At 62.8% G+C, this 23340-nt stretch carries 21 protein-coding genes; 7 read left to right on the plus strand and 14 right to left on the minus strand.

All coding sequences use genetic code 11. The features are described from left to right. Positions 1–40 precede the first annotated feature (40 nt). Entirely contained in the window at positions 41–1027 is a 987-nt protein-coding gene (locus tag ACCD06_RS02085; protein WP_413338394.1) for an AraC family transcriptional regulator, read from the minus strand. 131 nt (positions 1028–1158) lie between these two features. Here ACCD06_RS02085 and ACCD06_RS02090 point away from each other — a divergent pair, with 131 nt between their 5' ends. After that, a complete protein-coding gene (locus tag ACCD06_RS02090) occupies positions 1159–1659 on the plus strand; it encodes an Lrp/AsnC family transcriptional regulator (protein ID WP_247882598.1) in 501 nt (166 codons plus the stop codon). A 221-nt stretch (positions 1660–1880) separates the two neighbouring features. Here ACCD06_RS02090 and ACCD06_RS02095 read toward each other — a convergent pair whose 3' ends face one another. Beyond that, positions 1881–2294, minus strand: coding sequence for a hypothetical protein (locus ACCD06_RS02095; protein WP_413338397.1), 414 nt, complete (start codon positions 2292–2294; stop codon positions 1881–1883). Between the two features lie 427 nt (positions 2295–2721). Between ACCD06_RS02095 and ACCD06_RS02100 the strand changes: the two genes are divergently transcribed. Then, a complete protein-coding gene (locus tag ACCD06_RS02100; RefSeq protein WP_413338399.1) occupies positions 2722–3474 on the plus strand; it encodes a hypothetical protein in 753 nt (250 codons plus the stop codon). 194 nt (positions 3475–3668) lie between these two features. Then, on the plus strand, positions 3669–5600 hold the full coding sequence (locus tag ACCD06_RS02105; RefSeq protein WP_413338400.1) for an alkyl/aryl-sulfatase: 1932 nt from the start codon (positions 3669–3671) through the stop codon (positions 5598–5600). Positions 5601–5670: 70 nt separating this feature from the next. On the opposite strand, the gene ACCD06_RS02110 is transcribed toward ACCD06_RS02105, so the two are convergent. Genes ACCD06_RS02110 through ACCD06_RS02140 form a run of 7 tightly spaced genes read right to left on the minus strand, consistent with a single transcriptional unit; the run spans position 5671 to position 15161 of the window. Continuing rightward, positions 5671–6039 carry a hypothetical protein gene (locus ACCD06_RS02110; RefSeq protein WP_136703243.1) on the minus strand — a complete coding sequence of 123 codons (369 nt, stop codon included), beginning with the start codon at positions 6037–6039 and terminating at the stop codon, positions 5671–5673. 55 nt (positions 6040–6094) lie between these two features. Then, positions 6095–6658 carry a hypothetical protein gene (locus ACCD06_RS02115; protein ID WP_413338403.1) on the minus strand — a complete coding sequence of 188 codons (564 nt, stop codon included), beginning with the start codon at positions 6656–6658 and terminating at the stop codon, positions 6095–6097. A 20-nt stretch (positions 6659–6678) separates the two neighbouring features. Then, on the minus strand, positions 6679–9756 hold the full coding sequence (locus ACCD06_RS02120; protein WP_413338405.1) for an efflux RND transporter permease subunit: 3078 nt from the start codon (positions 9754–9756) through the stop codon (positions 6679–6681). After that, positions 9753–10880 carry an efflux RND transporter periplasmic adaptor subunit gene (locus ACCD06_RS02125; RefSeq protein WP_413338407.1) on the minus strand — a complete coding sequence of 376 codons (1128 nt, stop codon included), beginning with the start codon at positions 10878–10880 and terminating at the stop codon, positions 9753–9755. The genes ACCD06_RS02120 and ACCD06_RS02125 overlap by 4 nt, the downstream gene beginning before the upstream one ends. Before the next feature lie 11 nt (positions 10881–10891). Next, positions 10892–12367, minus strand: a complete 1476-nt coding sequence (locus ACCD06_RS02130; protein WP_413338409.1) for a GntP family permease — start codon at positions 12365–12367, stop codon at positions 10892–10894. Continuing rightward, positions 12364–13644 (minus strand): patatin-like phospholipase family protein, encoded by a 1281-nt coding sequence (locus ACCD06_RS02135; RefSeq protein ID WP_413338411.1) that lies wholly within the window; start codon positions 13642–13644, stop codon positions 12364–12366. Before ACCD06_RS02135 ends, ACCD06_RS02130 begins: the two co-directional genes overlap by 4 nt. Positions 13645–13667: 23 nt before the next feature. Next, positions 13668–15161 carry an alpha/beta hydrolase gene (locus ACCD06_RS02140; protein ID WP_413338413.1) on the minus strand — a complete coding sequence of 498 codons (1494 nt, stop codon included), beginning with the start codon at positions 15159–15161 and terminating at the stop codon, positions 13668–13670. A gap of 879 nt (positions 15162–16040) precedes the next feature. On the opposite strand from ACCD06_RS02140, the gene ACCD06_RS02145 reads away from it, so the two are divergent. Beyond that, on the plus strand, positions 16041–16568 hold the full coding sequence (locus ACCD06_RS02145; RefSeq protein WP_136703250.1) for a DUF1269 domain-containing protein: 528 nt from the start codon (positions 16041–16043) through the stop codon (positions 16566–16568). A 250-nt stretch (positions 16569–16818) separates the two neighbouring features. Here the strand turns inward: ACCD06_RS02145 and ACCD06_RS02150 are convergent, their stop codons facing one another. The 5 genes from ACCD06_RS02150 to ACCD06_RS02170 form a co-directional block, all read right to left on the minus strand. Further along, positions 16819–17160, minus strand: coding sequence for a hypothetical protein (locus ACCD06_RS02150; protein ID WP_413338415.1), 342 nt, complete (start codon positions 17158–17160; stop codon positions 16819–16821). A 68-nt stretch (positions 17161–17228) separates the two neighbouring features. Continuing rightward, positions 17229–17816 carry an Lrp/AsnC family transcriptional regulator gene (locus ACCD06_RS02155; protein ID WP_413338417.1) on the minus strand — a complete coding sequence of 196 codons (588 nt, stop codon included), beginning with the start codon at positions 17814–17816 and terminating at the stop codon, positions 17229–17231. 32 nt (positions 17817–17848) lie between these two features. Further along, on the minus strand, positions 17849–19162 hold the full coding sequence (locus ACCD06_RS02160) for an NAD(P)/FAD-dependent oxidoreductase (RefSeq protein WP_413338419.1): 1314 nt from the start codon (positions 19160–19162) through the stop codon (positions 17849–17851). An 87-nt stretch (positions 19163–19249) separates the two neighbouring features. Continuing rightward, entirely contained in the window at positions 19250–20089 is an 840-nt protein-coding gene (locus tag ACCD06_RS02165) for a transporter substrate-binding domain-containing protein (protein WP_413338421.1), read from the minus strand. Positions 20090–20162: 73 nt separating this feature from the next. Next, positions 20163–21134: an amino acid ABC transporter permease gene (locus ACCD06_RS02170; RefSeq protein ID WP_413338423.1), complete on the minus strand. Its 972-nt coding sequence runs from the start codon at positions 21132–21134 to the stop codon at positions 20163–20165. Positions 21135–21393: 259 nt separating this feature from the next. On the opposite strand from ACCD06_RS02170, the gene ACCD06_RS02175 reads away from it, so the two are divergent. The 3 genes from ACCD06_RS02175 (at position 21394) to ACCD06_RS02185 (ending at position 22967) form a co-directional block, all read left to right on the plus strand. Further along, positions 21394–21525: a hypothetical protein gene (locus tag ACCD06_RS02175; protein WP_413338426.1), complete on the plus strand. Its 132-nt coding sequence runs from the start codon at positions 21394–21396 to the stop codon at positions 21523–21525. 247 nt (positions 21526–21772) lie between these two features. Next, a complete protein-coding gene (locus ACCD06_RS02180; protein ID WP_413338428.1) occupies positions 21773–22036 on the plus strand; it encodes an alanine-zipper protein in 264 nt (87 codons plus the stop codon). 7 nt (positions 22037–22043) lie between these two features. Beyond that, on the plus strand, positions 22044–22967 hold the full coding sequence (locus ACCD06_RS02185) for a L,D-transpeptidase family protein (protein ID WP_413338430.1): 924 nt from the start codon (positions 22044–22046) through the stop codon (positions 22965–22967). The last annotated feature ends 373 nt before the right edge of the window (positions 22968–23340 follow it).

Raw genomic sequence — 23340 nt, forward strand, 5'->3', positions numbered from 1 at the left:
CAGGATCGAGGGCCTTTGGCATGACAAGGGCGATGCGGCGTCAATTCGTCGTCCCTTCGGCCCGATCCTGCAGATACCGGCGCGGAGGCTGTCCCATGTGTTTCCTGAACATGGCGGTGAAGGCGCTCGGAGAGTCGTATCCCAGTTCCTGGGAGATCGCCTGAACGGTGGCGCCCATCGACAGCCGTTGAACGGCGATCACGATATGGAGTTGCTGCCGCCACCGGCCGAACGACATCCCCGTCTGTTTCTGGATGAGCCGGGCCAAAGTCCGCTCGCTCATGGCGACTGCCGCCGCCCAGTCCCGAATGGTCCTGCGGTCGTCCGGCGCCTCCAGCAATTGGGCGGCGATGCGCTGTATCCTGGGATGGTTGGAAACCGGGAAGTGGAGCGGCTCCGCCTTCATCTGTGCAAGCTCGTCCAGAATGACCTGAACCAGACGGCTGGTCGGACCCTGCGGAGGGTAGAGCGGCGGCAGGTTGGCCAAGTGAAAGATCATCTCGCGCAGCATCGGGCTGATCGAAAATGTCGCGCAGGAATTCGGCAGGGGTGAAATTTCCGGGTTGATGAACACGCAGTATGACCGGCCCCTGTCCGACATGGAAACGCTGTGGGGAACCTCCCCCGGAATCCAAACCGCTCCATTGGATGGGACGATCCGAAGCCCGTCGAGCGTCCGGCACATGACCGAGCCTTCCGCCGCCACCACCAGCTGGCCTTTGCGGTGCCGGTGGATCGGCAGTTCGTCGTCATCCACATTGCGCCGGACAAGGAAACAGACCAGCGGGCGGGCAAGCTCGTCGGGATCCACCGCGGCGAAGCTGACGCGCAGGCCGGTGGGATCCCACGGCATCGGGAGGGCCTCGTCGGTCACCGGGGCTTCCGGCCACTTCATACCAATCCGCGCACTTTTCGGCAATGTTGCGGCCTCCGTGCATCTCGATACGGACCTAGGTCCGAATTTGACAGTTTCGCGACATAAAATGGCAATCCCATAGATTCTGCCATTGGTTGGCTTCGGATACACTCTGCCGTGTGTACATTCGAATGGCAGAAGGGATTGCGCGCTGCACGCAAATGGGTTTGTCCCGCGGAATTTCCTGCCGTTCTTCGCTTCGGTTCCAAGCCAAGCCGTCGAGAATACAACAGGGAGTCATCATGATGAACACGCTGACGCTCGACCGAACGGACATCAAGATCCTCAACGAGTTGCAGAAAGACGCAAATCTGACGAACGTCGAGCTTGCCGGCAGAATCAACCTGTCTCCCTCGCCCTGCCTTACGCGGGTGAAGAAGCTGGAGCAGACCGGCATCATCGATCGACGGGTCACCCTTCTGAATCCCAAGGCGATGGGATTGGAAATCAATGCCTATATCCAAGTCAAGCTCGACAAACAGCCGCAATCGGCGCTGGAGAATTTCCGGGATGCCGTCGAGAGGATTCCCGAGGTGATGGAATGCAATTGGATGACAGGCGACTGCGATTTCCTGCTGCGCGTGGTTGTCAGAGACGTCGAGGAACTCGAACGTCTGATAGCAAGCAAACTGTCGAAAATCGAATTTGTTTCCACCATCAGATCCAACTTAGTCCTAAAACAGATAACCTACAAAACAGAATTGCCGATCAGCACATCCCAGGCAATAGTCATCCGGTACTGACATGTTGGCGGGCATTTGAAGCGGCACTGCAGGCGCGTGGCAGTCTGATTGTTATGGTATCAGCGACGAAGCTGTGGAGCGCTGGCGTGCCGTAATCCGAGCATGCCCGACGGGCAAAGGACCTGTTCCGGCTTGGTGCTTCTCACGGCGTTGACGCTGTGCGCCGTGAACCGCACCGGATTTGCCGGAGGCTGACTTGGTTGAAGAGGCAGGGCGATCTCTCAGTGCAAGCTGTGAGTTCGGTAAAGGCCAGATCCTGCGCCCGCAACCACCGACACTTGACGCCCCGGTTCGAATGAGCCGGGGCGTTCGTGCGTCTGGGCCTTGCCCATGCGGGCGGCACCCTCGCAGACCGCAAGGAGGCCGGCCAGTTCGCCGTGCAGGTCGGCGTCCAACCCCGCGCCGGCAGGGGAGGGCGTCAGGATGACGCGCTCGATCATGATCCGCACCATCTCCATCGCCTCGGCGCTGTCCTCGCCGCCAGCAAGAGCAGCCTCCAGCGCTTCCACCTTGTGGCGGTAGAGGTCCGACAACCGGGGGTGCAGCAGGACCGACGGCAGGTCCGCATCGGGCTCCTCGGCCGCGGCGAGCAGCCGGCCCTTGTCCGCTTCCAGGCTGGTCAGGCGCTCCTTCATCCACTCGTGGAGAAGGTGCTTAGGAAAAAGTAATGTTGATAGCGGCGTGTCCGGCCGGGGTTTTCCTCTGATTATTGGTCGGAGAAATCTTCGGCACAGTCGCCCTACGTAAAAAGCCCCGCTCAGGCTGAGCGAACTCTCTGCTCGCTACCGTATCAATCCCACGTCTTACGCACAAAGATACTGCTTCATACTTCGGGAGCGGACGGAAAAAACAGGACATTAGGAACTCATGACCGGCATCTGATTGAATTTCCTGCGGAGGAACCACGGTGGCCTCAGCAAGCCTTCCCAACATTTTGGCGGGCGTACTGTGATGTGCCGGCCGCGACCGGCGCAATGACGACGCCCCCCCAGAGCCTACGGCCATGAGAGGACCATGGGAGGGCACATCGTTGGCGCCCAGGATGGATTGAAGAGGTGGCCGATGCAGGTTGCGGTTGGGACGCGGGTTGCCGTTGGTTTGCTGGTCGCGGCACTCAATGGGCCGGCAGTCGCTCAAGAGAATGGGTGGAGCTTCGCGCTCTCGCCCTATCTCTGGACCCCGGGCATATCAAGTTCGGTGGGAACGCGGTTCGGAACGCTTGATGCCAACGCGAGCGTCGGAGATGTGCTGTCGGCAACCAAATTCGCTGCCATGGGCTCGTTCGAAGCGCGCAAGGGCAACTGGGGCCTGATCGCCGACTTCCTCTACTCCGATCTGGAGGAGCGGGGCGAAACGCCCTTCGGAGTGCTGTTCTCGCGGGCGCGCATCGACACCGAACTCACCATGCTGGGCGGCTATGCGGCCTACCGGCTCTACGAGGACGGGCGAGTTGCGCTCGACGCGATGGGCGGCATCCGGGCGACTTGGCTCAATGTCGGCGTGTCGCTCTCTCCAGGAGCATTGCCGGGCCAGGCCTTCAGCACCGACGAAAGCTGGGTCGATCCGCTGATCGGGGTCCGGGCTCGCATCGCGTTAAGTCAGCGCTGGATCGCAATGGCGCTCGCCGACGTTGGCGGGTTTGGCGCCGGGTCAGACCTGACTTGGCAGGTCTTGGCAAGCCTCGGATACCGGTTCAACGAACGCTGGTCGGTGCAGGGAGGTTGGCGCCAGCTCTCGACCAAGAAGGACTTGGGCGGGCGAGACATCAAGCTTGAGCTCGGCGGTCCGTTTCTGGGGCTCACTGTCCGCTTTTGAATTTGGACTTGTCGGAAAGGGAGGACATGATGCCAACACGACGTCAGGTCATTGGGGCGCTTCCGGCTGCGGGCATCTCGTTTGCGGTCGCGGGCAGCTTCACGTTTGAGGGGACAGCGGTCCGTGCACAGCCGGCTCCGCCGGCAGGACACTTCCACCCAAAGGGGAAGCCTCCCACGGCCCACACTCTTGAGGTGCTGAAGCGGGCGCGGGAGTCGTTGCCATTCGGCGACACCCGCGATTTTGAAGAGCAGGCGCGGGGCCTGATCGCGCCGATGCCCCGAATGCAGATCAAGGCCGACGCGGGCCACGTCGCCTGGGACATGGAGCAGTTCCACTTCCTTGAGAGCGACCAGGAATTCGACAGCGTCCACCCGTCGCTCACCCGGATCGCCCGTCTCAACAACAACTACGGCCTTTACGAGGTCGCCCCCGGCATCTACCAGGTGCGCGGCTTCGACCTCTCCGATCTCACCTTCGTGCGGGGGAAGACCGGATGGATCGTCTTCGACCCCCTCACGGTCGCCGAAACCGCGCGGGCTGGATGGGAGTTGTTCCAAGAGCATATCGGCAAAGGGCTGCCGATCACGGCGGTGATCTACTCCCACACGCACGGAGACCATTGGGGCGGCGTGCGGGGCCTGATCAGCGAGGAGGACGTGCGGGCCGGCCGGGTCGAGATCATCGCGCCGGGCGACTTCATGCAGTTCACAATCTCCGAGAACGTCTATGCCGGCAACGCGATGAACCGGCGGCTGTTCTACCAGTACGGCCTGCTCCTACCGGTGGGGCCGTACGGCTATGTTAGCCAAGGGCTCGGCCAGCGCGTGCCCGCGGGGACCAGCGGTCTGCTCGCCCCGACCCGCTTCGTCTCCGACCCCATCGAGGAACTGGAGGTCGACGGCGTACGGATGGTCTTCCAGAACACGCCGAACACCGAGGCGCCGCGGGAGATGAACACCTACATTCCCGAGATGAAGGCGCTGTGGATGGCGGAGAACGTCACCGCCACGCTCCACAACATCTACACGCTCCGTGGCGCGCCGGTGCGCGACCCGCTGAACTGGTCCAAGTACATCGCCGAGGCCTTGTACCGGTTCGGGCACGAAGCCGAGGTGATGTTCGCGTCACACCACTGGCCGCGCTGGGGCAACGACCGCATCCAGGAGGTGCTGCGTGCGCAGCGCGACCTTTACGCCCATATGAACAACCAAGTGCTTCACCTCGCGAACCAGGGCGTGACGATCAACCAGATCCACAACGTTTACACTGTGCCGCAGTCCCTGCAGGAGACATGGCACTGTCGGGGCTACCACGGCTCGCCGCAGCACAACGCCCGTGGAGTGGTGCAGCGCTATCTCGGCTTCTGGGACGGCAACCCGACGACGCTGATCCCGCTGTCACCGGAAGACTCCGCGCCGCTGTACGTCGAGATGATGGGCGGTGCGGGGCCGATCCTCGCGAAGGCCGGCCTGCTCCATGACGCGGGCGATTACCTGCGCGCCACCGAGCTGCTAAACAAGCTCGTGCTCGCGGAGCCCGACAACACCGTGGCGAAGGAGGCGCTTGCCGACGCCTTCGAGCAGCTTGGCTATCAGCAGGAGAATCCGGGGCTGCGCAACAGCTTCCTTGCCGCCGCCTTTGAGCTGCGCTCCGGCATTCCGCAGGGCGAGACGGTGAACTCGTCGAGCCCGGACGTCATTCGAGCGATGTCGACGGAGCTGTTCCTCAATTTCCTCGGCATCCGCATGGACAGCCGCAAGGCCGAAGGGATGCGGTTCACAATCAATCTGGTGACTCCCGACACCGGTGAGACGTTCCTCATCGAGCTGGCGAACGCAACGCTCACCAACATCAAAGGCTTCCAGGCGAACGCGCCCGACCTGACGCTGACCATCAACCGGTCCGATCTGGAGCAGACGATGACAGGGGCAAAGACCCTGGAGGCGCAGATCGCCGACGGGACGGCGAAGGTAAACGGCGATGCCAGCGTGCTGACGAAACTCGCCGGAACGATGGTCGACTTCGATCCGCGGTTCGAGATCATGCCCGGCACGCAGAGCTTGACCCAAGTCGCGCATGCCGATCCCTATGAGGCGGTTCCGCGCCGGACGATCGCCGAATAGCGTTCAGGCCGGTGCGCCGCGCTCCGGACAGAGCCCGTCGCTGTCCGGAGCGATGTGCGTACGAGCGTGATCAATCCGGGGCGATTGCCCACCTTCCACCAGCGTCACGGCAGAAGGTCAGGCGGCGGATATTCTCTTCCGTGCGGACAATGCGTGCGCGCAGGCGCGCACAGGGGGCTCCTTCGATCTGCAGGGTGTTTTCGACGAACACATCGCCGTGCATGTTCGTCTTGGGATTTTGCCATTCCGTCCGGTTGCCGGCATTCGGTTCTTCCAATGTCTTGATGACGGCGTCCCGGAACAACTGCCAGTCCTCGTCGGTAAATTGAAGGTCGCCGCGGTTTCTCAAAAACAATCCGAACTGGGCCTGAGCCGGATTGGTGGCAAACAATTGCGCCGCGCAGATTGTGGCAAGAGCCAGAGAAAGTAGAGTGCGCATGGAGCTTCTCCGTCGGTGATGGTCTTCATTGCAGATTTGCGCAGGTTAGGCATGGTCACGTCCGCAAGATGACGTCGGCGGTGGCAAGGCGCCGGAGCAGCCGTCGGCGCCGGCGTTTGGCCGGAGGGAGCAATTCGTAAAGAGCAGTCTCGATCGGTTTCCAGACCGAGACCCACCCGAGGATCACGAAGCTCTCCTGCAGAATTCGTGTCAGCGGACGTGCCGGAAGATTGTGCGCGATCTGCCAGGCAAGAAAGAGGCAGGTGGAGAGCACCGCAAAACCGATCAACGCGGATTGGCGCCAGGCCCGGAGCGCTTCCTTGAATTGTTTCGATTCGATTTTTTCACAAAAGGCGAAATGGCCGGTGAATGACGCGGCGATGTCAGGCTGCAGACGCCGCACTGCGTCATCCGCCGGAAGGTGGATGACGACACGGATTGGCTTTTCGTCCGGCAGATCCTGGACCTTCTTCATCAGATATACCTCGGCCTCCTTGGTCAGGACTCCCTCACGGAATGGCGATGGGTCGAGGCTGTCGAAGAGCTGCGAGAGATGGCGCAGCCTGATGTCGATATCGCTGCCCGCATTTTCCGTCCGTACCCGTGTCTCTGCGTCCATGGCCGTTCCTTCCGTGTCGGTCAGACCGCCGATGGCGGGAGTGGAGCCGCTTTCCGTTCCCGCACCTCCTCACGGCTGCCGAACCACGCGACATAGAGCGTCGGGAGAAAGACGAGGGTCAGCAGCGACGCCACGAGCAGGCCCCCCATGATCGCGAACGCCATCGCCCCCCAGAACACCGTAAAGGCTATGGGAATGAGACCGAGCACGGTGGACGCGGCGGTCAGCATGATTGGTCGGAACCGCGATCCGCTCGCCTCGATCACGGCCTCCATGACGCCGAGACCGGCCCTTCGCTCCGCCTCGATCTGCTGGATCAGGATCACCGCATTTTTCGCGATCATGCCGACAAGCGCGAGGACTCCCAGAATGGCAACGAAGCCGAGCGGCTGACCGGAGGCCAGCAGCGCCAGGACGACGCCGATCAGGCCGAGCGGCACGACGCTCAGCACCATGAGAAGGCGTTGGAAACTGCCAAGCTCGACCATCAGCACGGTCAGGACGAGGAGCGTCATGATCGGAACAACCGCAAACACCGACGCCCGGCTTTTGGCGCTCTCTTCGGCGATGCCGCCCAGTTCGATGCGGTAACCCGACGGCAGGCTGGCGGACAGGTTCGCAACCCTGGGGGACAGCGCCGCGATGACCGTTTCCGGCAGGACGCCGGGGGCGACGTCCGCCTGGACTGTCAGCGTCGGCACGCGGCTGCGCCGCCAGACCAGTGGCTGGTCCTGGGTATAGTCGAACGTCGCCAGTTGGTTCAGCGGGACGCTCCGTCCGTTCGGCAGGGGCATTGGCAGGCTGCGCAATGTTTCCACGGACAGGGTCTGCCCACGAGCATCCCTGGCCAGGACGTCGATCAGATAGATCCCGTCGCGGACGGAAGTGACCACGGTCCCGGATACGGTGGCGTTCAGAAGCGATGCAACGGCGGCCGAACTCAGGCCGAGGCGCCTCGCCTCGTCCTGATCGATCTGTACCCGCAACTTGCGGGCGGTTTCCATCCAGTCGAAGTTGATCCGCCGCGCTTCCGGTGACGTTCCGACGGTCTGTGCGAGCTTGAGGGCGATCTCGCGCACTTCGGCCGGGTCCGGACCCATGACGCGGTATTGGAGCGGCCATCCCACGGGCGGTCCGAGTTCCAACGGATAGACGCGCGCCACGGCATTCGGGAATTCCTCGGCCAACAGGGTTTCCAGGTGGGCTTGCAGCCGCTCGCGCGCCGCGATGTCATTGGTCACGATCACCGCCTGGCTGACGAAGGGGTTGGCGAGTTGAACATTCAGCGGCAGATAGAAGCGGATCGCGCCGCGCCCGACATAGCTGCTCCAGCGCGCAACGCCAGGCTCTTTGGCCAGCAGCGCGTCGAGCCGCGCCACCGCTTCGTGCGTGGCGTGGATCGACGCGTTCTGCGGCAGGCGGAGATCGACCAGAAGCTCAACGCGGTCCGACGGTGGAAAGAACTGCCGCGGGACGAGGCCGAGCGCCGTGATCGACAGGACGAACAATGCGAGCGTCGTCGCAATCGTCAACCCGCGGGCACGGATGGCCAGCCCCAGCGCGCGCCTGTACAGCCGCAGCACGGGCCCCGGCTCCTCGCGCTGGCCCGACTTGGGTGGACGCAGCAGCATCGTGCCGAGAAGCGGAGCGAAGACCATCGCGACGAGCCATGACGCGATCAACGCGATGCCGACGACGGCGAAGATGGAGAAGGTGTACTCACCGGCCGAGCTCTGGGCAAAGCCGATGGGCACGAAACCTGCGATTGTCACCAGCGTGCCGGACAGCATCGCCATGGCAAGGGCCTTATAGGCGTACACCGCGGCAACCTCCATCCGGTCGCCGGCGGCGAGCCGCCGCGTCATCGCGTCGACCGTCGTCAACGCATCGTCCACCAGCAGGGCAAGTGCGATGATCAGCGCGCCCAACGACACGCGCTGGAGGTCGATGCTCATCAAGCCCATCACTGGAAAGACGATGGCCAGCGTCAGCGGAATGGTGATCGCCACCACCGTTCCGGCCCGCACGCCCAACGCGAGGAAACTCACCACGAGTACAATGACGATGGCCTGCCACAGCGAGGTGATGAAGTCGGAGACCGCATCGTCCACCGTGCGCGCCTGGTCGGCCACCAGATGCGCCTGAATGCCGACCGGAAGATCTGCTGAAATGCGCGCCATCTCTGCGGAGATGTTCTTGCCGAGGGATAGAATATCGCCGCCCGGGCGCATCGCGATGGCGAGCCCGATCGCCGGTTGGCCATTCACCCGAAACAGGGGCTGGGGTGGATCGGCGAAATCGCGCCGCACCTCGGCCAGTTCGCGCAGGCGCAGCATGCGACCGCCGACCGCGAAGTTGACGTCGAGGATATCCCGCTCGGACTCGAAAGACCCCGAGACCTGCAGAGACAGCGCTTCCCTGCCGGTTCGCAGCACACCGGCCGGACGCACGGCGTTCTGTGCCTGCATGGCGGCGACCAGCATGCCCGGGTCGACCCCCAAACCGGCCAGCGTGTCCAGCGAGAGATCGATGTGAATGCGTTCGTCCTGCTCGCCCAGCAGCTCGATCCTCGAAACGTCTCGAACGGTCAGAAGACGCGAACGGACGTCTTCGACATAGTTCCGCAATTCGCGGTGCGTAAAGCCGTCGGCGGTGAAGCCATAGATGATGCCGAAGGTGTCGCCGAAATCGTCATTGAAGCCGGGGCCGAGGACACCCTGAGGCAGGGTATGGCGCATGTCGGCCACCTTCTTGCGCACCTCGTACCAGCTGTCGGTCACCGTGCGGCCCTGGGCGCTTCCCACAAGGTCGACGAAGATTACGGTCGTGCCCGGAACGGTGTAGCTGCGCAGCGTGTCGAGGTTCGGCACCTCCTGCAGTGTCCTTTCGATGCGTTCAGTCACCTGCTGGAGCGTCTCGTCGAGGGTGGCGCCCGGCCACTGTGCCTGCACCACCATCGTCCGGATGGTGAAGACCGGATCCTCCGCGCGACCAAGCTTCAGGAAGGAAGTGGTTCCCGCCACGACAACCCCGATCATCAGGAAGATGACGAGCGAACGGTTCCGGATGGCCCATTCGGAAAGGTTGAAGCGGCTCATGGCGCCGCTCCGAGAATGCGGACCTTCTGTCCCGGCCGGAGCGCCTGCACGCCCGCGGTGACCACGATTTCATCGGTTTCCAGGCCGCGCGCGACGATGGCCCGGGCGAGGTCGTAGCGATCCAATTCGATGTTGCGCAAGGCGACGGTGCTTGTCGCCTGGTCGACGATCCAGACAGCCGGCTGGCGGTTGGCCTGCGTCAGGGCGGTGGCGGGAATCGCGATTCCGCCCACGCCATTGGCCTGGATCGACCCGTTGACCGTCGATCCGAGCCGCATCGCCTCGGGCGGGTCCTGAAGCCCGACCCGGATCCTGAATGTGCGGGTCACCGGATCGGCCTGCGGGGCGATCTCGCGCACACGGCCGGTGGTGCGCACGGCGGGATCGGAAACCAGCGCAACCGTGACGACTGGGTTGGCAGGCGCGTTCCGGATGACCGGCGCCGGTACGTCGAACACGGCATCGCGCCCGTCCCGGCGCGCCAGATGCACGATCATACGGCCGGTTGTCACGACCTCGCCCGGTTCGGCGCCGCGGGCGGTGACCGTGCCGTTACCATCGGCGACCAGTTCCGTGTAGCCGAGCTGGTCCTGCGCCGTGTCGACCTGCGCCTGCGCCGCATCGACTTGAGCTTCGGCAGCCTTCAATGCCTGTGCCGCCGCATCGTAACGCGCCCGGGTGGTCCAGCCCTGACGCAGAAGGGTTTCCTGACGCTGGTAATCGTTGCGGGCCATAGTCTGCTGCCCCATGGCGGCGCTCAGGTTCGCCTGCGCCGTCCGCAGGGTGTTACGGGCCGGATCGGGATCGAGGCGTGCGATGACCTGGCCTGCTTCAACCTGATCGCCGACATTCACCAGACGCTCGATCATCCGCCCGCTGGCACGGAATGAGAGACTGACCTCCTCCTGCGCCTCGACTTGGCCGGGTAGCGAGACGGTTTCGATCACCTCGCGCTTTTCGACCGTCACCACGCGCACGGGGCGGACCGGCTCCGCGACAGGCTCCTCCGCCGAGCCACACGCCGCAAGCAGCATCAGCGACGGGACCGCGATCAGTGCCCATCCTGCGAAGACGCGTTCTATACGATTGTGGTTCAAGGATGCCGCCCATTCGTGCCGCGTCATGGCATTCCCTCCTAAAGCCCGAAGGTGCCGAGCAGGCTGGCCAGAACAATCAGGATGACCAGCGCGATCATCGGAATGGCGACGGCGACGACGAAGATGTCGCCATAGGCGTCGCGATGGCTGAGCCCGCAGACGGTGAGGAGTGTGATGACGGCGCCATTGTGTGGCAGCGCGTCCAGGGCGCCGGAGGCGACCGCTGTCACCCGGTGCATCACGTCGAGCGAGACGCCGGTTGCATGCGCCATGTCGACGAAGGTTGGTCCCAACGTCTCAAGCGCGATGCTCATGCCGCCCGAGGCCGAGCCTGTCATTGCGGACAGCACCGACACCGCCGCTGCGACCGACACCAGCGGGTTTCCGCCGCCGATATCCAACACGGCCTCGCTGATCGCGTTGAAGACCGGAAGTGCAGCGATCACTGCGCCGAATCCGACGAGACTTGCGGTGTTGAAGATCGGCAGCACCGAAGCGTCGGCCCCCTTGTCGAGGCTCGTCCGCAGGTCGTCCAAACGGTTCCAGTTGCCGGCGATGAGCAGGAGGACGGCGAAAAACAGCGCCACGATGACTGCCCAAACGCCGCGTACTGTTTCGATGGTGGTGGCTCCGAACCGCGGTTCCGCGAGGAAGGCGGTATCCATCCTTTCGACAACGGCCTGGATGAACAGGAAGTTGGTGACGATGACCACAATGATCGGAAGGACCGCCAGTACGGCGGGGGGCAGATTTTCCCTGCCGGCTGCCCTCTCCTGGTCGGGCCTGGGCGAGAGTTCGGCGATGTCGAATCCCTCGGCCTGTGCGTGCTCGCGGATAACCCGGTCCTGGACCGGTGTGCCATCGACGTGATCGCCATAACCCTCGCCGGCCATCCGCGCACGGGCGGCGCGGCCGTTCAGCCACATGATGCCCAGCAGATACATCACCAGACCGGTGACGATACCAAGGCCTGGAGCCGCAAAGGCCGTGGTGCCCAGGAAAGGCATGGGGATCGCGTTCTGGATTGCCGGCGATCCCGGCAGCGCCGACATCGTGAAGGTGAACGCGCCGAGCGCGAGCGCTCCGGGAACCAGTCGCTTCGGGATGGCGGCATCGCGGAACAAGGCCGCGGCTACCGGGTAGATGGCGAAGGCGACGACGAAAGCCGAAACGCCTCCATAAGTCAGCACGGCACAACACAGAACCACCGAGACGATCGCGCGCTGCGGCCCAAGCCGGTCGCTGACCAGCCGGGCAAGCGCTCGCGCCGATCCGGTGTCGTCCATCAGCTTGCCGAAAATCGCTCCCAGCATGAACAAGGGAAAGAAGGAGATGATGAAGGAGCCGGTGTTGCTCATGAAGATCTGGGTATAGGCGCCGAGGATCGGCAGGCCGCCGGTCAGCAGCGCGGCCAGCAATGCCGCAGCCGGGGCTGCGATCAGCAAAGTCACGCCGCGGTAGGCAAGGAGCATGAGCAGCCCGAGCGCGACAAGGACGGCGGCGAGATCGATCATATCGATGGCTCCTGCCATCCCACCGGTTCAGGGTAACGTGCATCGTTGGGGTAGCGCGGGAAGTCCTTGCCGAGCCTGCGCCAGTCCGCCAGCCATTGCTCCGCAACCATCCGCCCTTCTTCGCGGAGCGCGGCGAAATACTCCGGGCTCCGGTTGAATTTCGATGTGTGCTTAAGGCCCCAGGCAGTGTCGCGGGTCATCTTGATGGTCCGCACAGCGATGATCTTATGGTTGTTCAGCGGCGGATGGCTGTCCCCGTATCGTTGGAGCCACTGGTTGACCGTCATGATGGAGTCGAGTTCCTGGTTCAGCGACAGATTGCCGGCCAGATCGTTTTCACGATCCCGGATGTCCTCCAGTCCGATGTTTGTCGAGGCCGGGTGGAATTCCTGCGGGTTGATGCGCACGATCCAGATCTCGTCCGGCTTTTCATCCTTCGCCTCGGCGTCGAGAAGATCGCGCACCGGCGGATTGCGTGAATACAGCCCGTCCCAATAGTATCCGTTGCGGGTGACTGTCCGGCCCGGTACGCAGGTCGGAAACACCATGTTGGGGATGACCTGCGCGCGCAGCACTTCCGGAAGGGTACCCGATGCCGCCACGCCTTCCAGCGAGATCGCCCGGCGCATCCGCCAGCGGGTGATCTCATACTGGTTGATCTCCCGCCCGTCCGGCAGCAAGCCCATCTGTTCGAGGGACTTGTTGGAATCGAACACTTCGAAGTTGCCGCTGAGGACTTCGATGGCGCCGGCCAGAAGCCGAATGTTGGCCTTGGCCAGCCGCGGCCAGTCGATCGTATCGAACTTCGGGCACAACGCCGCCAGGAGGCCCGAAAATCCGAGATACTCAGACCGGGCTCCCAGCATGGAAAGGCCGGCGAGGCCGAGGTCGCCGTACTGCCCATAGGGATTGGATTGCGCCAGCGGCAGGCCTTGCGACTTCCAATGCAGGAGCGAACCGACCAGTTGATTGTGAGCGGACTCGACGGGCGTGGTTGCGGCGAAGGTCGTCCAGAGGAAGTCCAGGCGCTCTATCGCTTTATCGATCGTTCCACACGTCCCGTCGGCGGTGTTGGGGGTGAGGCCGTACCACGTTGCGAGCGCACACAGGGCGCCCGCCGAGGTGCCGCTGACCGCGGTGATGTCGAAGGTGTCGCTCTCCGTCGGGCTCGCATCCCAGCGCTTCTTCGTCGCCAGGATGGTTCTCAGCACCCCCCAGGTGAATGCGGCGTGCGTACCTCCGCCCTGGCAAGCGATCGCGACCTTCTTGGTGGCCATTTCTTCACCGCTTCTCTGTTGGTTCAAGGATCGGAGCCGTCGTTACGAAGCACGTGGCGGGGCGCAGCCGGCTTCAATCCTTCCTCAATCCGTTGCATCAGGTAGGGAAAGAAGGGGTTGGAGGACATGCGGAGCAGGGAGTCCATGCTGACAATCAAGGCCCCGCGCTCTCCGCGGGCGGCCACGGAACCCAGCTGGATGCCAAAATCCTCTGTGGGCTCCGGTTGCAGACCATAGAGGGAATCAGTGACCGGGAATGGCAGAGCGACATGAGACAGCGAATAGACGTCGAACGGGTACGCCAGTCCCAACTCACGTACCTGTTCGGCCTCCGTCCCGGCTTCCACGGTGCGCTCGACCACATCGGGGCGATCCGGGTCCTTGTTGGTGATGATCGTGGTTCTGAACCGTCGGGGCGGATCGGGCAGGATCCGGTTCAGCATGGTGTCCGACGCAGAACTCAGAAGCAGACCGAACTTGGTGTTGCGGTTCACGTCGAACAGCACAAGTTCGCTGCCGTTCTCGGGCAGGTGGACGTACAGGCTGGTTACGATTGCGCGCGTGCTGACCGTGAAGTCCATCACCGACTGGAAGGTGAGAATCGGCGGAAGACCAGCCAGACGGCCATCAGCCGCACCTGCGGCGATTCTTCTCTGCAACGCAGTGGTCAGCAGGTGGGATTGGCGCGCGCCGTTGACCGGAAAGGAGTTGTATTTGAAGGGATTGAATTCCGGCAGCACGCTGAGCCAAGCGGCTTTCGCGAAGGGTGGGAACAGGGCAGGCAACCCCGCCAAGCCTGCGAAACGGGCAAAGGCGGTGATCCCGATCATCGGCGAGATCAGCGTGATCTGATCCGGTCGTCGCAGTCGTGTGTCTTCGAGGGCGTCGAGCGCGTACATCATCGCAAGCGCGCCGCCGTTCGAAAATCCTACGAGATGCAACGGCTGGGATGGACCGATGCGTCGCTGAGCCTCTCTCACCGCCAGCCGGGTGGCCGCCAACCAGTCTTCCCAGTCTATGTCGGTCAAGCCCGCCGGAACGGTCCCGTGGCCGGGCAACCGTGGGGCTACCGCGACGAAGCCGTAATCGCGAAAACGGCGCGCGATGTGGCGGAGGCTGTAGGGTGAATCGGTCAGGCCATGGAGGAAGACGACCGCTCCGCGGGGAGCGACATCGGGTTCCAGCACGTACGAACGGTTCCAGTCCTGGGCAAAACGGCCCGGGTAAATCGGACTGCCATCGAAGTAGCGGTTGACGGGAACACGTTCGTCGGCCGGCAGCTTTTGTGTAACCTCGGTTCGTACCCGGTCGAAGATGGTCTCTTCAGCATTCAGGTACGCGGTCCAATCGCTGCGATCGAGCTCCTTGCCGTGCAGTTCCTCTGGAACATAGGTATGCCAGGGCTCAAGAGGTTGCCCACGTTGCGAATCGTAGGCACGAATGAGAAATAGCACTAGAATGCTTATAAATATGAAAGCGGTTAATCTCTTCGTGAATTTCCATACCAAATACCTCATAACAATATCTCTTCTTTCTGTTTCTGGATTTGACGCACGATTTTATCGTTTACGCAATTTTCCATATAAAAACGGATTGCTATTCGTCATTCTCTTGCATCTATGAGAAATATAAATATCCGTCTGGATAGACTATTTTCGCAACCTTAGAAATTACTGGTTTCAACTTCCAATTGCCGGTGGCAATCGCTTCGGACCCCATGTGCAAAGTCTCAAAGCAATCCGGGCTTACCATGGACCAGAGCGGCGGGCAGCGGGGAGTGCCGTGGGACCTTGATCGCGGGGTGAACTGGCTCCTCATAACTGGCTCCTCATATGACGCAAAGACCAGCGCACAGAGAACCCTGCTAACGGTAAGTTACGGTACTCGTCGCCATCCTGACCGCATCATGGCAATGTTGGTTACCGTAACTCACCTTGGTCAAAGGGATCAGTAGCTTAGGTTGAGAGAAAACCTGCACCAATCTCAGGATCACGCTCCATCAATGTCTGGTCAGCGCTTCCCAACTTTTGGAGTGTTATCACTGGATAAGGTTATTGGAGGAGGTAAGACTCTTGGCGGAAGTCGGGGCTCACGCACAGATCTGAAGACATGTCAGCGGCGGACATGCGACGGCTACAGACTGTCCACATTCCAAATCCGCCATACCGTCACGACGGTTTCCCAGCTTTACCGCCACCTGGGGCAGCTCATTGCTGACGTTCCGTGGTCTTCGTCATCTCACAGCCGGGCGCCAATGTGCCTGTGTGTCGGTGACATCCCGGCGTTGCCCTCACGGACGTGCCCACAAGGAATGCTCTCATAGAGTATTTCATAGGGGCTACACAAATACCCACCGACCCTGTGCTGCGATCGATCAAAAAAGGGGAGTATATATCATGTCTGATCTTATCTGCGTCGCGTTCAATGATAAGGACACGGCGGATCGTGCTTTGACCGAATTGCGGGAGATGCAACGTGAGTATCTCATAGATCTTATGGATGCCTGCGTAGCAGTTCGAGAACAGGACGGAAAGGTGCGACTGAAACAAGCGGTCGATATGGTGTCGATGGGAGCCGCCCGCTCCGGGATTTCCGGCATGCTCTGGGGATCGCTGGTCGGCTTGTTGTTTCTCAATCCCCTTGCCGGATTGGTCGTGGGCGGAGCCGTCGGTGCCGGTGCCGGCGCTCTGGCTGGCAGCATGACGGATTACGGCATTTCGGACGATTACATCCGCAAGATTGCCGAAACCATCAAGCCTGGAATGTCAGCTCTGTTCGTCCTCGTACGCAAGGTCAATCCCGACAAAGTTTTGCCTGAACTTGCAAAGTACCAAGGGACGCTTTTGCGAACCTCCCTGACAACCGATCAGGAAAACCGCCTGCGAGAGGCATTGAATGGCGTAGGAACACAGGAGGCGGGTTAAGTGGCGGTTTCCAGAACTTACATTCAATCATCTCCCCTCCCGGAGTGAGGGGTCCCCGTTCCCCGGACAGTCGGCTAAGCTTGGTTCGCCCAGGATGAAGGACGAACCTGATGACGGGGAAACGGAAACGGTATTGGGCGGAGTTCTGGGCGAAGCTGGCGCTGGAGGCAAGCCGGGGAGAGCCGACGGTGTCGCAAATCGTGGCTATGAGTGCGCCAGGGCCCGAGCGGGGGCAGTTCCAAGTCACGGCCTACCGGTCGTCATTGCCGCCCACCTCACGGAACCAGCCGGCATAAGGTGTTGTCCGGATCATGTGCCGGTTCAAATCCGGCGCACCATCGGACCACCAGACGGGGCCCCGCTCGCCGAGAGCCTGTTTGGCCTGATCGACGGCGGCGTGTGCCGCCGTTTCCGCGCTGCGGTCGCCGGCTCGCCTTGCGGTTGCCACAGCCCGGCGGGCCCGCATCAGATCGGCGATCAGGCCGGCGCGGGCCTCATCGGACAAAGCCGGGTTGGCCGCACGCCACAGACGTCCGCGCACCACGATGTAGCGGCCATCGGGGGTGGTGATCGGGCTGGGTTTGGCGGACAAGAGAACCTCCGGCGCATCTGCTGCGTGAACAGCGCAGGCATCGAAACGGCGCGCGACTGCCCGGCGGATCAATCCGCGGCTTGATCATCCTCGTTTCTGCCCGGCGACGGGCTTGTCGCGCCGGCATCATGGTCCGATGCCGGCAAATCGCCGGCGTACCCAAGCAGATTGGCTCCCATCCTGCCCATGAAAGCGAGCCGGCGGTCGAATTTCGTCTCCATGACGATGCAGGAGGTGGTGCGGACGACGCCCTTGATCATGTTGATCCGCGTCAGTTCGGCGTTCAGCTTCTCCAGCGTTTCCGTCGCGACGTGGATGACGAAATCCCAGTCGCCGGAAATGGCGTATACCGCCTGAACCGCCTCCATCGTCCGCATCTGGGCGATGACGTCGGAATAGGTCTTGTTGTTGCAAACCGCCATGGTGAAGCAGTTGACGGTGTAGATCAGCTTGCTGTGGTTGATGCGGACCGAATAGCCCTCGATCACGCCCGCACTTTCCAGCCGCTGGATGCGCTCCTGCAGGGCCGTCCGCGAAACGCCGATTTTGCGGGCCAGCGATGACGTCGGCTCCCGCGCGTTCTTCTGCAACAGGGCGAGAAGTTGCTTGTCCTTGTCCGTCAGGCGGAAGCCCTGCTCGTTGCCCGACCCAGACATTCCTTCATCCCCTTGCATCGGTGGCCAATCCCTCAAGCGCCCTGGCGCCGGGATCGTGATTCCTGCCAGAAGTCCATCAGGCGCAGTCCCGTATAGACCAGTTCCGCGGCAGGGGGGCCGAAGATACCGCCATTCCAGGTCAAACCGTAAGGGGCGAAAAACCGAATACGGTCGCTTTCGCCGGTGATCGCCTCGGCAACGACGCGCCCACCGATGGGGGCTGTGTTCATGCCATGTCCGCCGAAGGACGAACAGCTCCACAAGCCTTCCTCAACTTTGGCAATATGAGGCATCTTGTGGCGCGCGTATCCCATCAGTCCCGACCATGCTTTTTCGATCCGCACATCGGCAAGGCCGGGGAAGACCCCGGTGATATCCTGGCGCAGCAGGGCGGCCAGACGCTTTTCGTCCTGTTCGTAGCGGGTGGTGATGCGTCCGCCCCACAGCAGCCGGTCGCCGTCGACGATGCGGTAATAGTCGGAGGAGCGACGGTCGTCGCCGACCGCGTCGGTGGTGGCGACGAAGTCCGACAGCCGGTCGCCCAGCCGCTCGGTCAGCACCACATAGGTGGCGATCGGCAGGAAGGCCCGGCGCAGGGGACCAAACTCCGGCCCGCCGTAACCGCCGCCGCACATCACCACATCGTGGCATATGATCGAGCCGTCCACCGTATCCACCCGCCAGCGGCCGCCGGAGCCGGGCGTGTGGTTGCGGCTCATGCCGATCATGGCGGTGCCCTCGAACAGGCGCCCGCCGGCGCCGGCGACCAGGTCGGCAAGGCCGAGGCAATAGTTCAGCGGGTGGAAATGGAAGCCGACCGGGTCGCGCAGGGCCTGGAAATAGATGTCGCTCTTCAGCAAACCGCGCAGCGTCGGGCGGTCGATGTAGGTGAAGTCGTAGCCGTAGGTCCGCGCCATGTGGTCGCGGTGGCGCTGCAACTGGTCGGCCGCCTCATACCGGGTGACGCTGAGCTTCCCCGTCGTCGGGTTGCAGCCGGGCAGGGAATGGCCGGCAATGATGTCGCGGACGATCTCCACACCTTCCACCGAAAGGCCGAACAGCGCGCGGGCATGATCCCGGCCGCAGCGGGCCTCGATGTTCCGCAGCCCCTCCGACCAGCCCTGGAGAACGAAGCCGCCGTTGCGCCCGGATGCTCCCCAACCGATCCGCTGCGCCTCAAGCAGCGCGACGGAACGGCCGCGCCGGATCAGTTCCCAGGCGGTGGACAGGCCGGCCAGTCCGCCACCGATCACGCAGACGTCGGCCGTCACCGTACCGCGCAGGGGGGCGTGGTCGCTCGCCGGTCGTCGGGTGGCGCTGTAATAGGTGTTCGGATAGTCACGCATGCCGGTTGGGTTCCGTTTGCCGGATTGGTGTCGGGTCTTAGGGAGACCGGCCGCCTGGGAAGCTGGGGCGGCCGACCTCGCGCTACGTTACTTGGCGACGGTGTAGTCGATGCCGTACCACTTCTCCGACAGCGACTTCAGCGTGCCGTCCGCCTTCAGGGCGGCCACGATTTCCGTCAGCTTGGCGTTCAGCTCCGCATCGCCCTTGTCGATGGCGATGGCCAGCGGCTCGTGATACGCCGGCTTGTCGCTGATGGCGCGGATCGGATAGCCGCGCTTCACCGCGGCCTCGACAGTCGGCAGGGCGGAGACGATGGCATCCACCCGCACGCCGTCGCCCAGCCGCAGATCGTCCAGCGGGCCGACGCTGTCGCCGTAGGTCTTGACGGTGCCCGGCTTCACGTCGGCCGTGAAGTCGGGGACGCCCACGGCATCGATCTTCAGCTTGCCGTTGATGTAATCCTCGGAGGTCGTGCCGCCTTCGACCCCGATGGTCTTGCCGGTCAGCGCCGCGCGGCTGTCCAGCTTGGAGGTCTTGTGAACGGCGAAGACATAGGGCGTGTAGTAATAGATTGCCGGGAAGTCGAGGACACGGGTCCGCCCGGTCGTCGGCGTCATCGAACCGACGGAGATGTCCCAGCGACCGTTCCAGTTGCCGGCGGTGATGATTCCCCATTCCGGCGTGATGAAGCGGGCCGTGGCGCCCAGCCGCTTGGCGATCTCCTTGGCCACCTCGACATCGAAGCCGTCCAACTGGTTGTCCTTGTTCATGAAGGACTGCGGCGGCCAGTTGGCGGCGGTCGCCACGACCATTTCCTTCTTCTGCGTGATGCGGTCGAGTGTGGCGCCCGCATCGGCGGCACCGCTGGAAAAAGCGAGCGCGCCGATGGCGGCGGCACCCAGGCACAGGGATTTGAGCAGGCTCATGGACGGTCTCCTGACGTGAGGGGAAGTCTTGGCGTTCGGACGGTTTGATTGTTCGGGGCGGGGGCGGACCGGGTCAGTGGTGGTGGCCGCGCGCCAGACGGCGCTCCAGCCGGGCCTGCAACTGCTCCAGGACGATGGAGATCAGCCAGTAGAGGCCGGCGGCGGTGATCAGCATCTCCAGGTGACGGAACTCGTCGCGGCCCTGGGTGCGGGCGAGGAACATCAGCTCCCACACGCCGATCACAGAGACGAGCGAGCTGTCTTTCAGCATGGCGATGAACTGGTTGCCGGTCGGCGGGATGATCAGGCGCAGCGACTGCGGCAGGATGATCAGCACCAGCGTGTGCATCGGCCCGAAGCCCAGCGCGCGCGCGGCCTCCCACTGCCCTTTGGGGATGCTCATGATGCCGGCGCGGAAGATCTCCGTCATGTAGGCGCCATAGCACAGCGACAGCGCCGCCACGCCCGCCGGGATCGCCCCGATGACGTAGCCGAGCTGCGGGATGCCGAGATAGATCAGGTAGATTTGGATCAGCAGCGGCACGCCACGGAAGAAGGACGTGTAGAAGGACGAGATGGCGATGGCGAAGCCGTTGTCCGACAGCCTCGCGATGGCACCGACCATCGCCAGAACGAACGCGATTGCGATGGAGATCGCCGAGATGTACAGCGTCGTGGCGACGCCCTGGGTGATCAGGAACGACAGCTTGCCCAGGATGAAGCTGTAGGACAGGTCGAAGCTGTAGAAGAAGACCAGGAACAGGCTGAACACCTCCAGCCAGACGGCGGCGATCTGCAGCCGAAGGCCGAGCCGGCCGAGAAGATGGACGTTCAGCGTGAGGATCAGCGCGAGGCCGAGGGCGGCCCAGACGGTCACAAGGGAGTCGCCGCCCGGCAGGGCCGCAGTGACCGGCGCGAAGACGGCGGCGAGGCCGGTGTGCCCAATGCCACCGACGATGCCGACCGCTGTGAGAGCGAGCGCCAGCACGCCCAGGAACCACGCCTTGTTCGTCAATCTGTCCCGGCGCACATGGTCATGGTACATGCCTGCCTCTTTCCCTTCCGTGCGTTTCACCCACAGTCCGTTCCTCAGCCTGTACCGGTCGTGTGACGGGTGGTATCCGGCAATCCGCCGGGTTGAGCAGGAAACTGCGGAAATCTGCCGGGTGGGAGCCTGCGCTACGACGGCTGGACCCGCCGAATTGCGGTGCGCCTCTGGTGAGGGCCGCCTTGGCAAAATAGGGTCCGACGACTGGGTTTTGCGTGGCGCCCCATCGCGCGGACGCAAACGGGTTGCAAACGTCATGCCTTATCAGCGGGTCGAGGTTCTGTCGGCCGTCCCGACCGTGACCACGACCCGCTTCCTGGCCGAGTTCGCCAAGACGCTGAGGGCTGACGAGCACGCCGTCATGGTGCTCGACTGCGCGGCTTGTTGACACCGTTCAACGCCAACCAAGCAACACTCTTATCGGGCAGCCCACCGCAAACGTTGCAATCAACCCTGGCCGCCATATTGAGCGCTCGGTCTTTACACAGGTTAATGCCGCGATGCCGCTCCCGGCGATGATTGATCATCAGTTTGCCGAGTGAACTGCCGTGTTGAAGTGGGCGGCGTTCCTGCACCGGAAGTCCAGCGCTCCCGTCGCTCTCGCTGCCCTTCGGCTTTATGAGAAGGAGAATATCATGGCTATAACTTTGCGTAATCTCTCCATCATCCTTGTGGGTGCCCTGCTTGCGACGGGGTGCTCTCAATTAAGTTCGGAAGACCGGGCCCTTCTGATTCAGACGCAGTCCACGGCCAACGATGCGAAGGCTGAGGCGACGCGCGCCGCCAACGCCGCTCAGCAGTCGGCCGAACAGGCACGCGCCGCAGCAGCGGACGCCAGGGCGGCAAATGAAAAGGCGGATCGTATGTTCAGCCGCAGCCAGCGGAAGACCCGTTCGTAAGGTGGCCGTGGGCGTTGCCGTGCTGTTCAGTGTTGGGGGCCTCGTTGCTACACTGGCCACCTTGGCCATTGCGGCGACGCCGATGGCGGCTGTCGACATCATTGGGACGATGCCCTTCGGCATCGTCTTCACCTCGGTCGATGACACGCTGGCCGACCTCGCCATCGATAATGATCTCGGTTACACCGAAATCATCATGGCGAATCCAGCCATCGACCCGTGGCTGCCGGGCAACGGGGCGCTCGTGGTATTGCCGACGGCACACATCCTGCCCTCGAGGCCACACAATGGCATCGTGATCAATCTGGCGGACCAGCGTCTCTACTACTTTGCGGAAGGGAGGTCTCCGACCAGCTTTCCGGTGGGTATCGGGGCCGAGGCTGCCAATCTGCGGACCGGGTCTACTCATGTCCGTGCCAAGCGTGTCAACCCGTCATGGATGCCGACTGCACGCATGCGAGAGGAGGATCCCGAACTGCCCCCCTTTGTCCCGCCGGGGCCGGACAACCCGCTGGGTTCCAAAGCGTTGTACCTGGATTGGCCGGGGATCATCATTCACGGGACCAACAAACCCTACGGGGTCGGGCGGCGGGTGAGCCACGGCTGCTTCCGCCTGCACAACTCGGACATCGAGCGCCTGTACCGGGAGGTACCCGTTGGGACTCCGGTTCGCGTCGTGGACGAGCCAGTCAAACTTGGCTGGCTCGGTGACACCTTGTACATCGAGGTGCACCTTACGACTCAACAGGCTGATTCCCTGGAGGAGTCCGGCCGCTTCGGCCCGCCCGAGTATCCGAAACTTGGGGCAGCCGTCTCCCGCGCTGCGGGACGTGCCGCAGCGCGGGTGGACTGGGACGCTGTCCGCAAGGCAGTTGAGGAGCAGCGTGGCATTCCGATACCCATCCTGCGCGGGCCGTCGGAGGCCGGATGATCGGCATCCACCGTCGGCGTCCCATGTTGCGATCATTTCGCAACCCTTTAAAAGAGTGTTCCAGGCCTACATGAGGAAATCTGAGCTAAGCTATGAAATGGTCTAGCCAGATATGGACCCGCGGCATACTCCGCGTGTCCCAGATAAGAAACGGCTCAAGCTGAGATCCGAGAGAGCTGAACAACAGAAAATGCCACGATCCATTGACGGCCTGCCTCTGGCTCTCGGCCGTAACATTGAAGATTCTGCCCCCAAATCTTTTCACCGAAAAAATTAGCAATGAAACCGATGGGTACGCTCCACATGACCGAAAGCGTACCGATTTTATAGCTGACTTCACACCTTTCGATCAGGTCGAGAGTTACCCGATCGA

It is taken from the genome of Azospirillum sp. CT11-132 (assembly GCF_047302835.1).
In the GTDB taxonomy this organism is placed as follows: Bacteria; Pseudomonadota; Alphaproteobacteria; order Azospirillales; family Azospirillaceae; genus Azospirillum.

What these genes read in the sequence shown, in the direction of transcription:
- ACCD06_RS02165 (WP_413338421.1), bottom strand. Translation starts at nt 20,089, where the DNA reads ATGAGCCTGCTCAAATCCCTGTGCCTGGGTGCCGCCGCCATCGGCGCG.
- ACCD06_RS02160 (WP_413338419.1), bottom strand. Translation starts at nt 19,162, where the DNA reads ATGCGTGACTATCCGAACACCTATTACAGCGCCACCCGACGACCGGCG.
- ACCD06_RS02145 (WP_136703250.1), top strand. Translation starts at nt 16,041, where the DNA reads ATGTCTGATCTTATCTGCGTCGCGTTCAATGATAAGGACACGGCGGAT.
- ACCD06_RS02115 (WP_413338403.1), bottom strand. Translation starts at nt 6,658, where the DNA reads ATGGACGCAGAGACACGGGTACGGACGGAAAATGCGGGCAGCGATATC.
- ACCD06_RS02125 (WP_413338407.1), bottom strand. Translation starts at nt 10,880, where the DNA reads ATGACGCGGCACGAATGGGCGGCATCCTTGAACCACAATCGTATAGAA.
- ACCD06_RS02155 (WP_413338417.1), bottom strand. Translation starts at nt 17,816, where the DNA reads ATGTCTGGGTCGGGCAACGAGCAGGGCTTCCGCCTGACGGACAAGGAC.
- ACCD06_RS02175 (WP_413338426.1), top strand. Translation starts at nt 21,394, where the DNA reads ATGCCTTATCAGCGGGTCGAGGTTCTGTCGGCCGTCCCGACCGTGACC.
- ACCD06_RS02110 (WP_136703243.1), bottom strand. Translation starts at nt 6,039, where the DNA reads ATGCGCACTCTACTTTCTCTGGCTCTTGCCACAATCTGCGCGGCGCAA.
- ACCD06_RS02095 (WP_413338397.1), bottom strand. Translation starts at nt 2,294, where the DNA reads ATGAAGGAGCGCCTGACCAGCCTGGAAGCGGACAAGGGCCGGCTGCTC.
- ACCD06_RS02100 (WP_413338399.1), top strand. Translation starts at nt 2,722, where the DNA reads ATGCAGGTTGCGGTTGGGACGCGGGTTGCCGTTGGTTTGCTGGTCGCG.
- ACCD06_RS02140 (WP_413338413.1), bottom strand. Translation starts at nt 15,161, where the DNA reads ATGAGGTATTTGGTATGGAAATTCACGAAGAGATTAACCGCTTTCATA.
- ACCD06_RS02135 (WP_413338411.1), bottom strand. Translation starts at nt 13,644, where the DNA reads ATGGCCACCAAGAAGGTCGCGATCGCTTGCCAGGGCGGAGGTACGCAC.
- ACCD06_RS02090 (WP_247882598.1), top strand. Translation starts at nt 1,159, where the DNA reads ATGATGAACACGCTGACGCTCGACCGAACGGACATCAAGATCCTCAAC.
- ACCD06_RS02170 (WP_413338423.1), bottom strand. Translation starts at nt 21,134, where the DNA reads ATGTACCATGACCATGTGCGCCGGGACAGATTGACGAACAAGGCGTGG.
- ACCD06_RS02130 (WP_413338409.1), bottom strand. Translation starts at nt 12,367, where the DNA reads ATGATCGATCTCGCCGCCGTCCTTGTCGCGCTCGGGCTGCTCATGCTC.
- ACCD06_RS02180 (WP_413338428.1), top strand. Translation starts at nt 21,773, where the DNA reads ATGGCTATAACTTTGCGTAATCTCTCCATCATCCTTGTGGGTGCCCTG.
- ACCD06_RS02120 (WP_413338405.1), bottom strand. Translation starts at nt 9,756, where the DNA reads ATGAGCCGCTTCAACCTTTCCGAATGGGCCATCCGGAACCGTTCGCTC.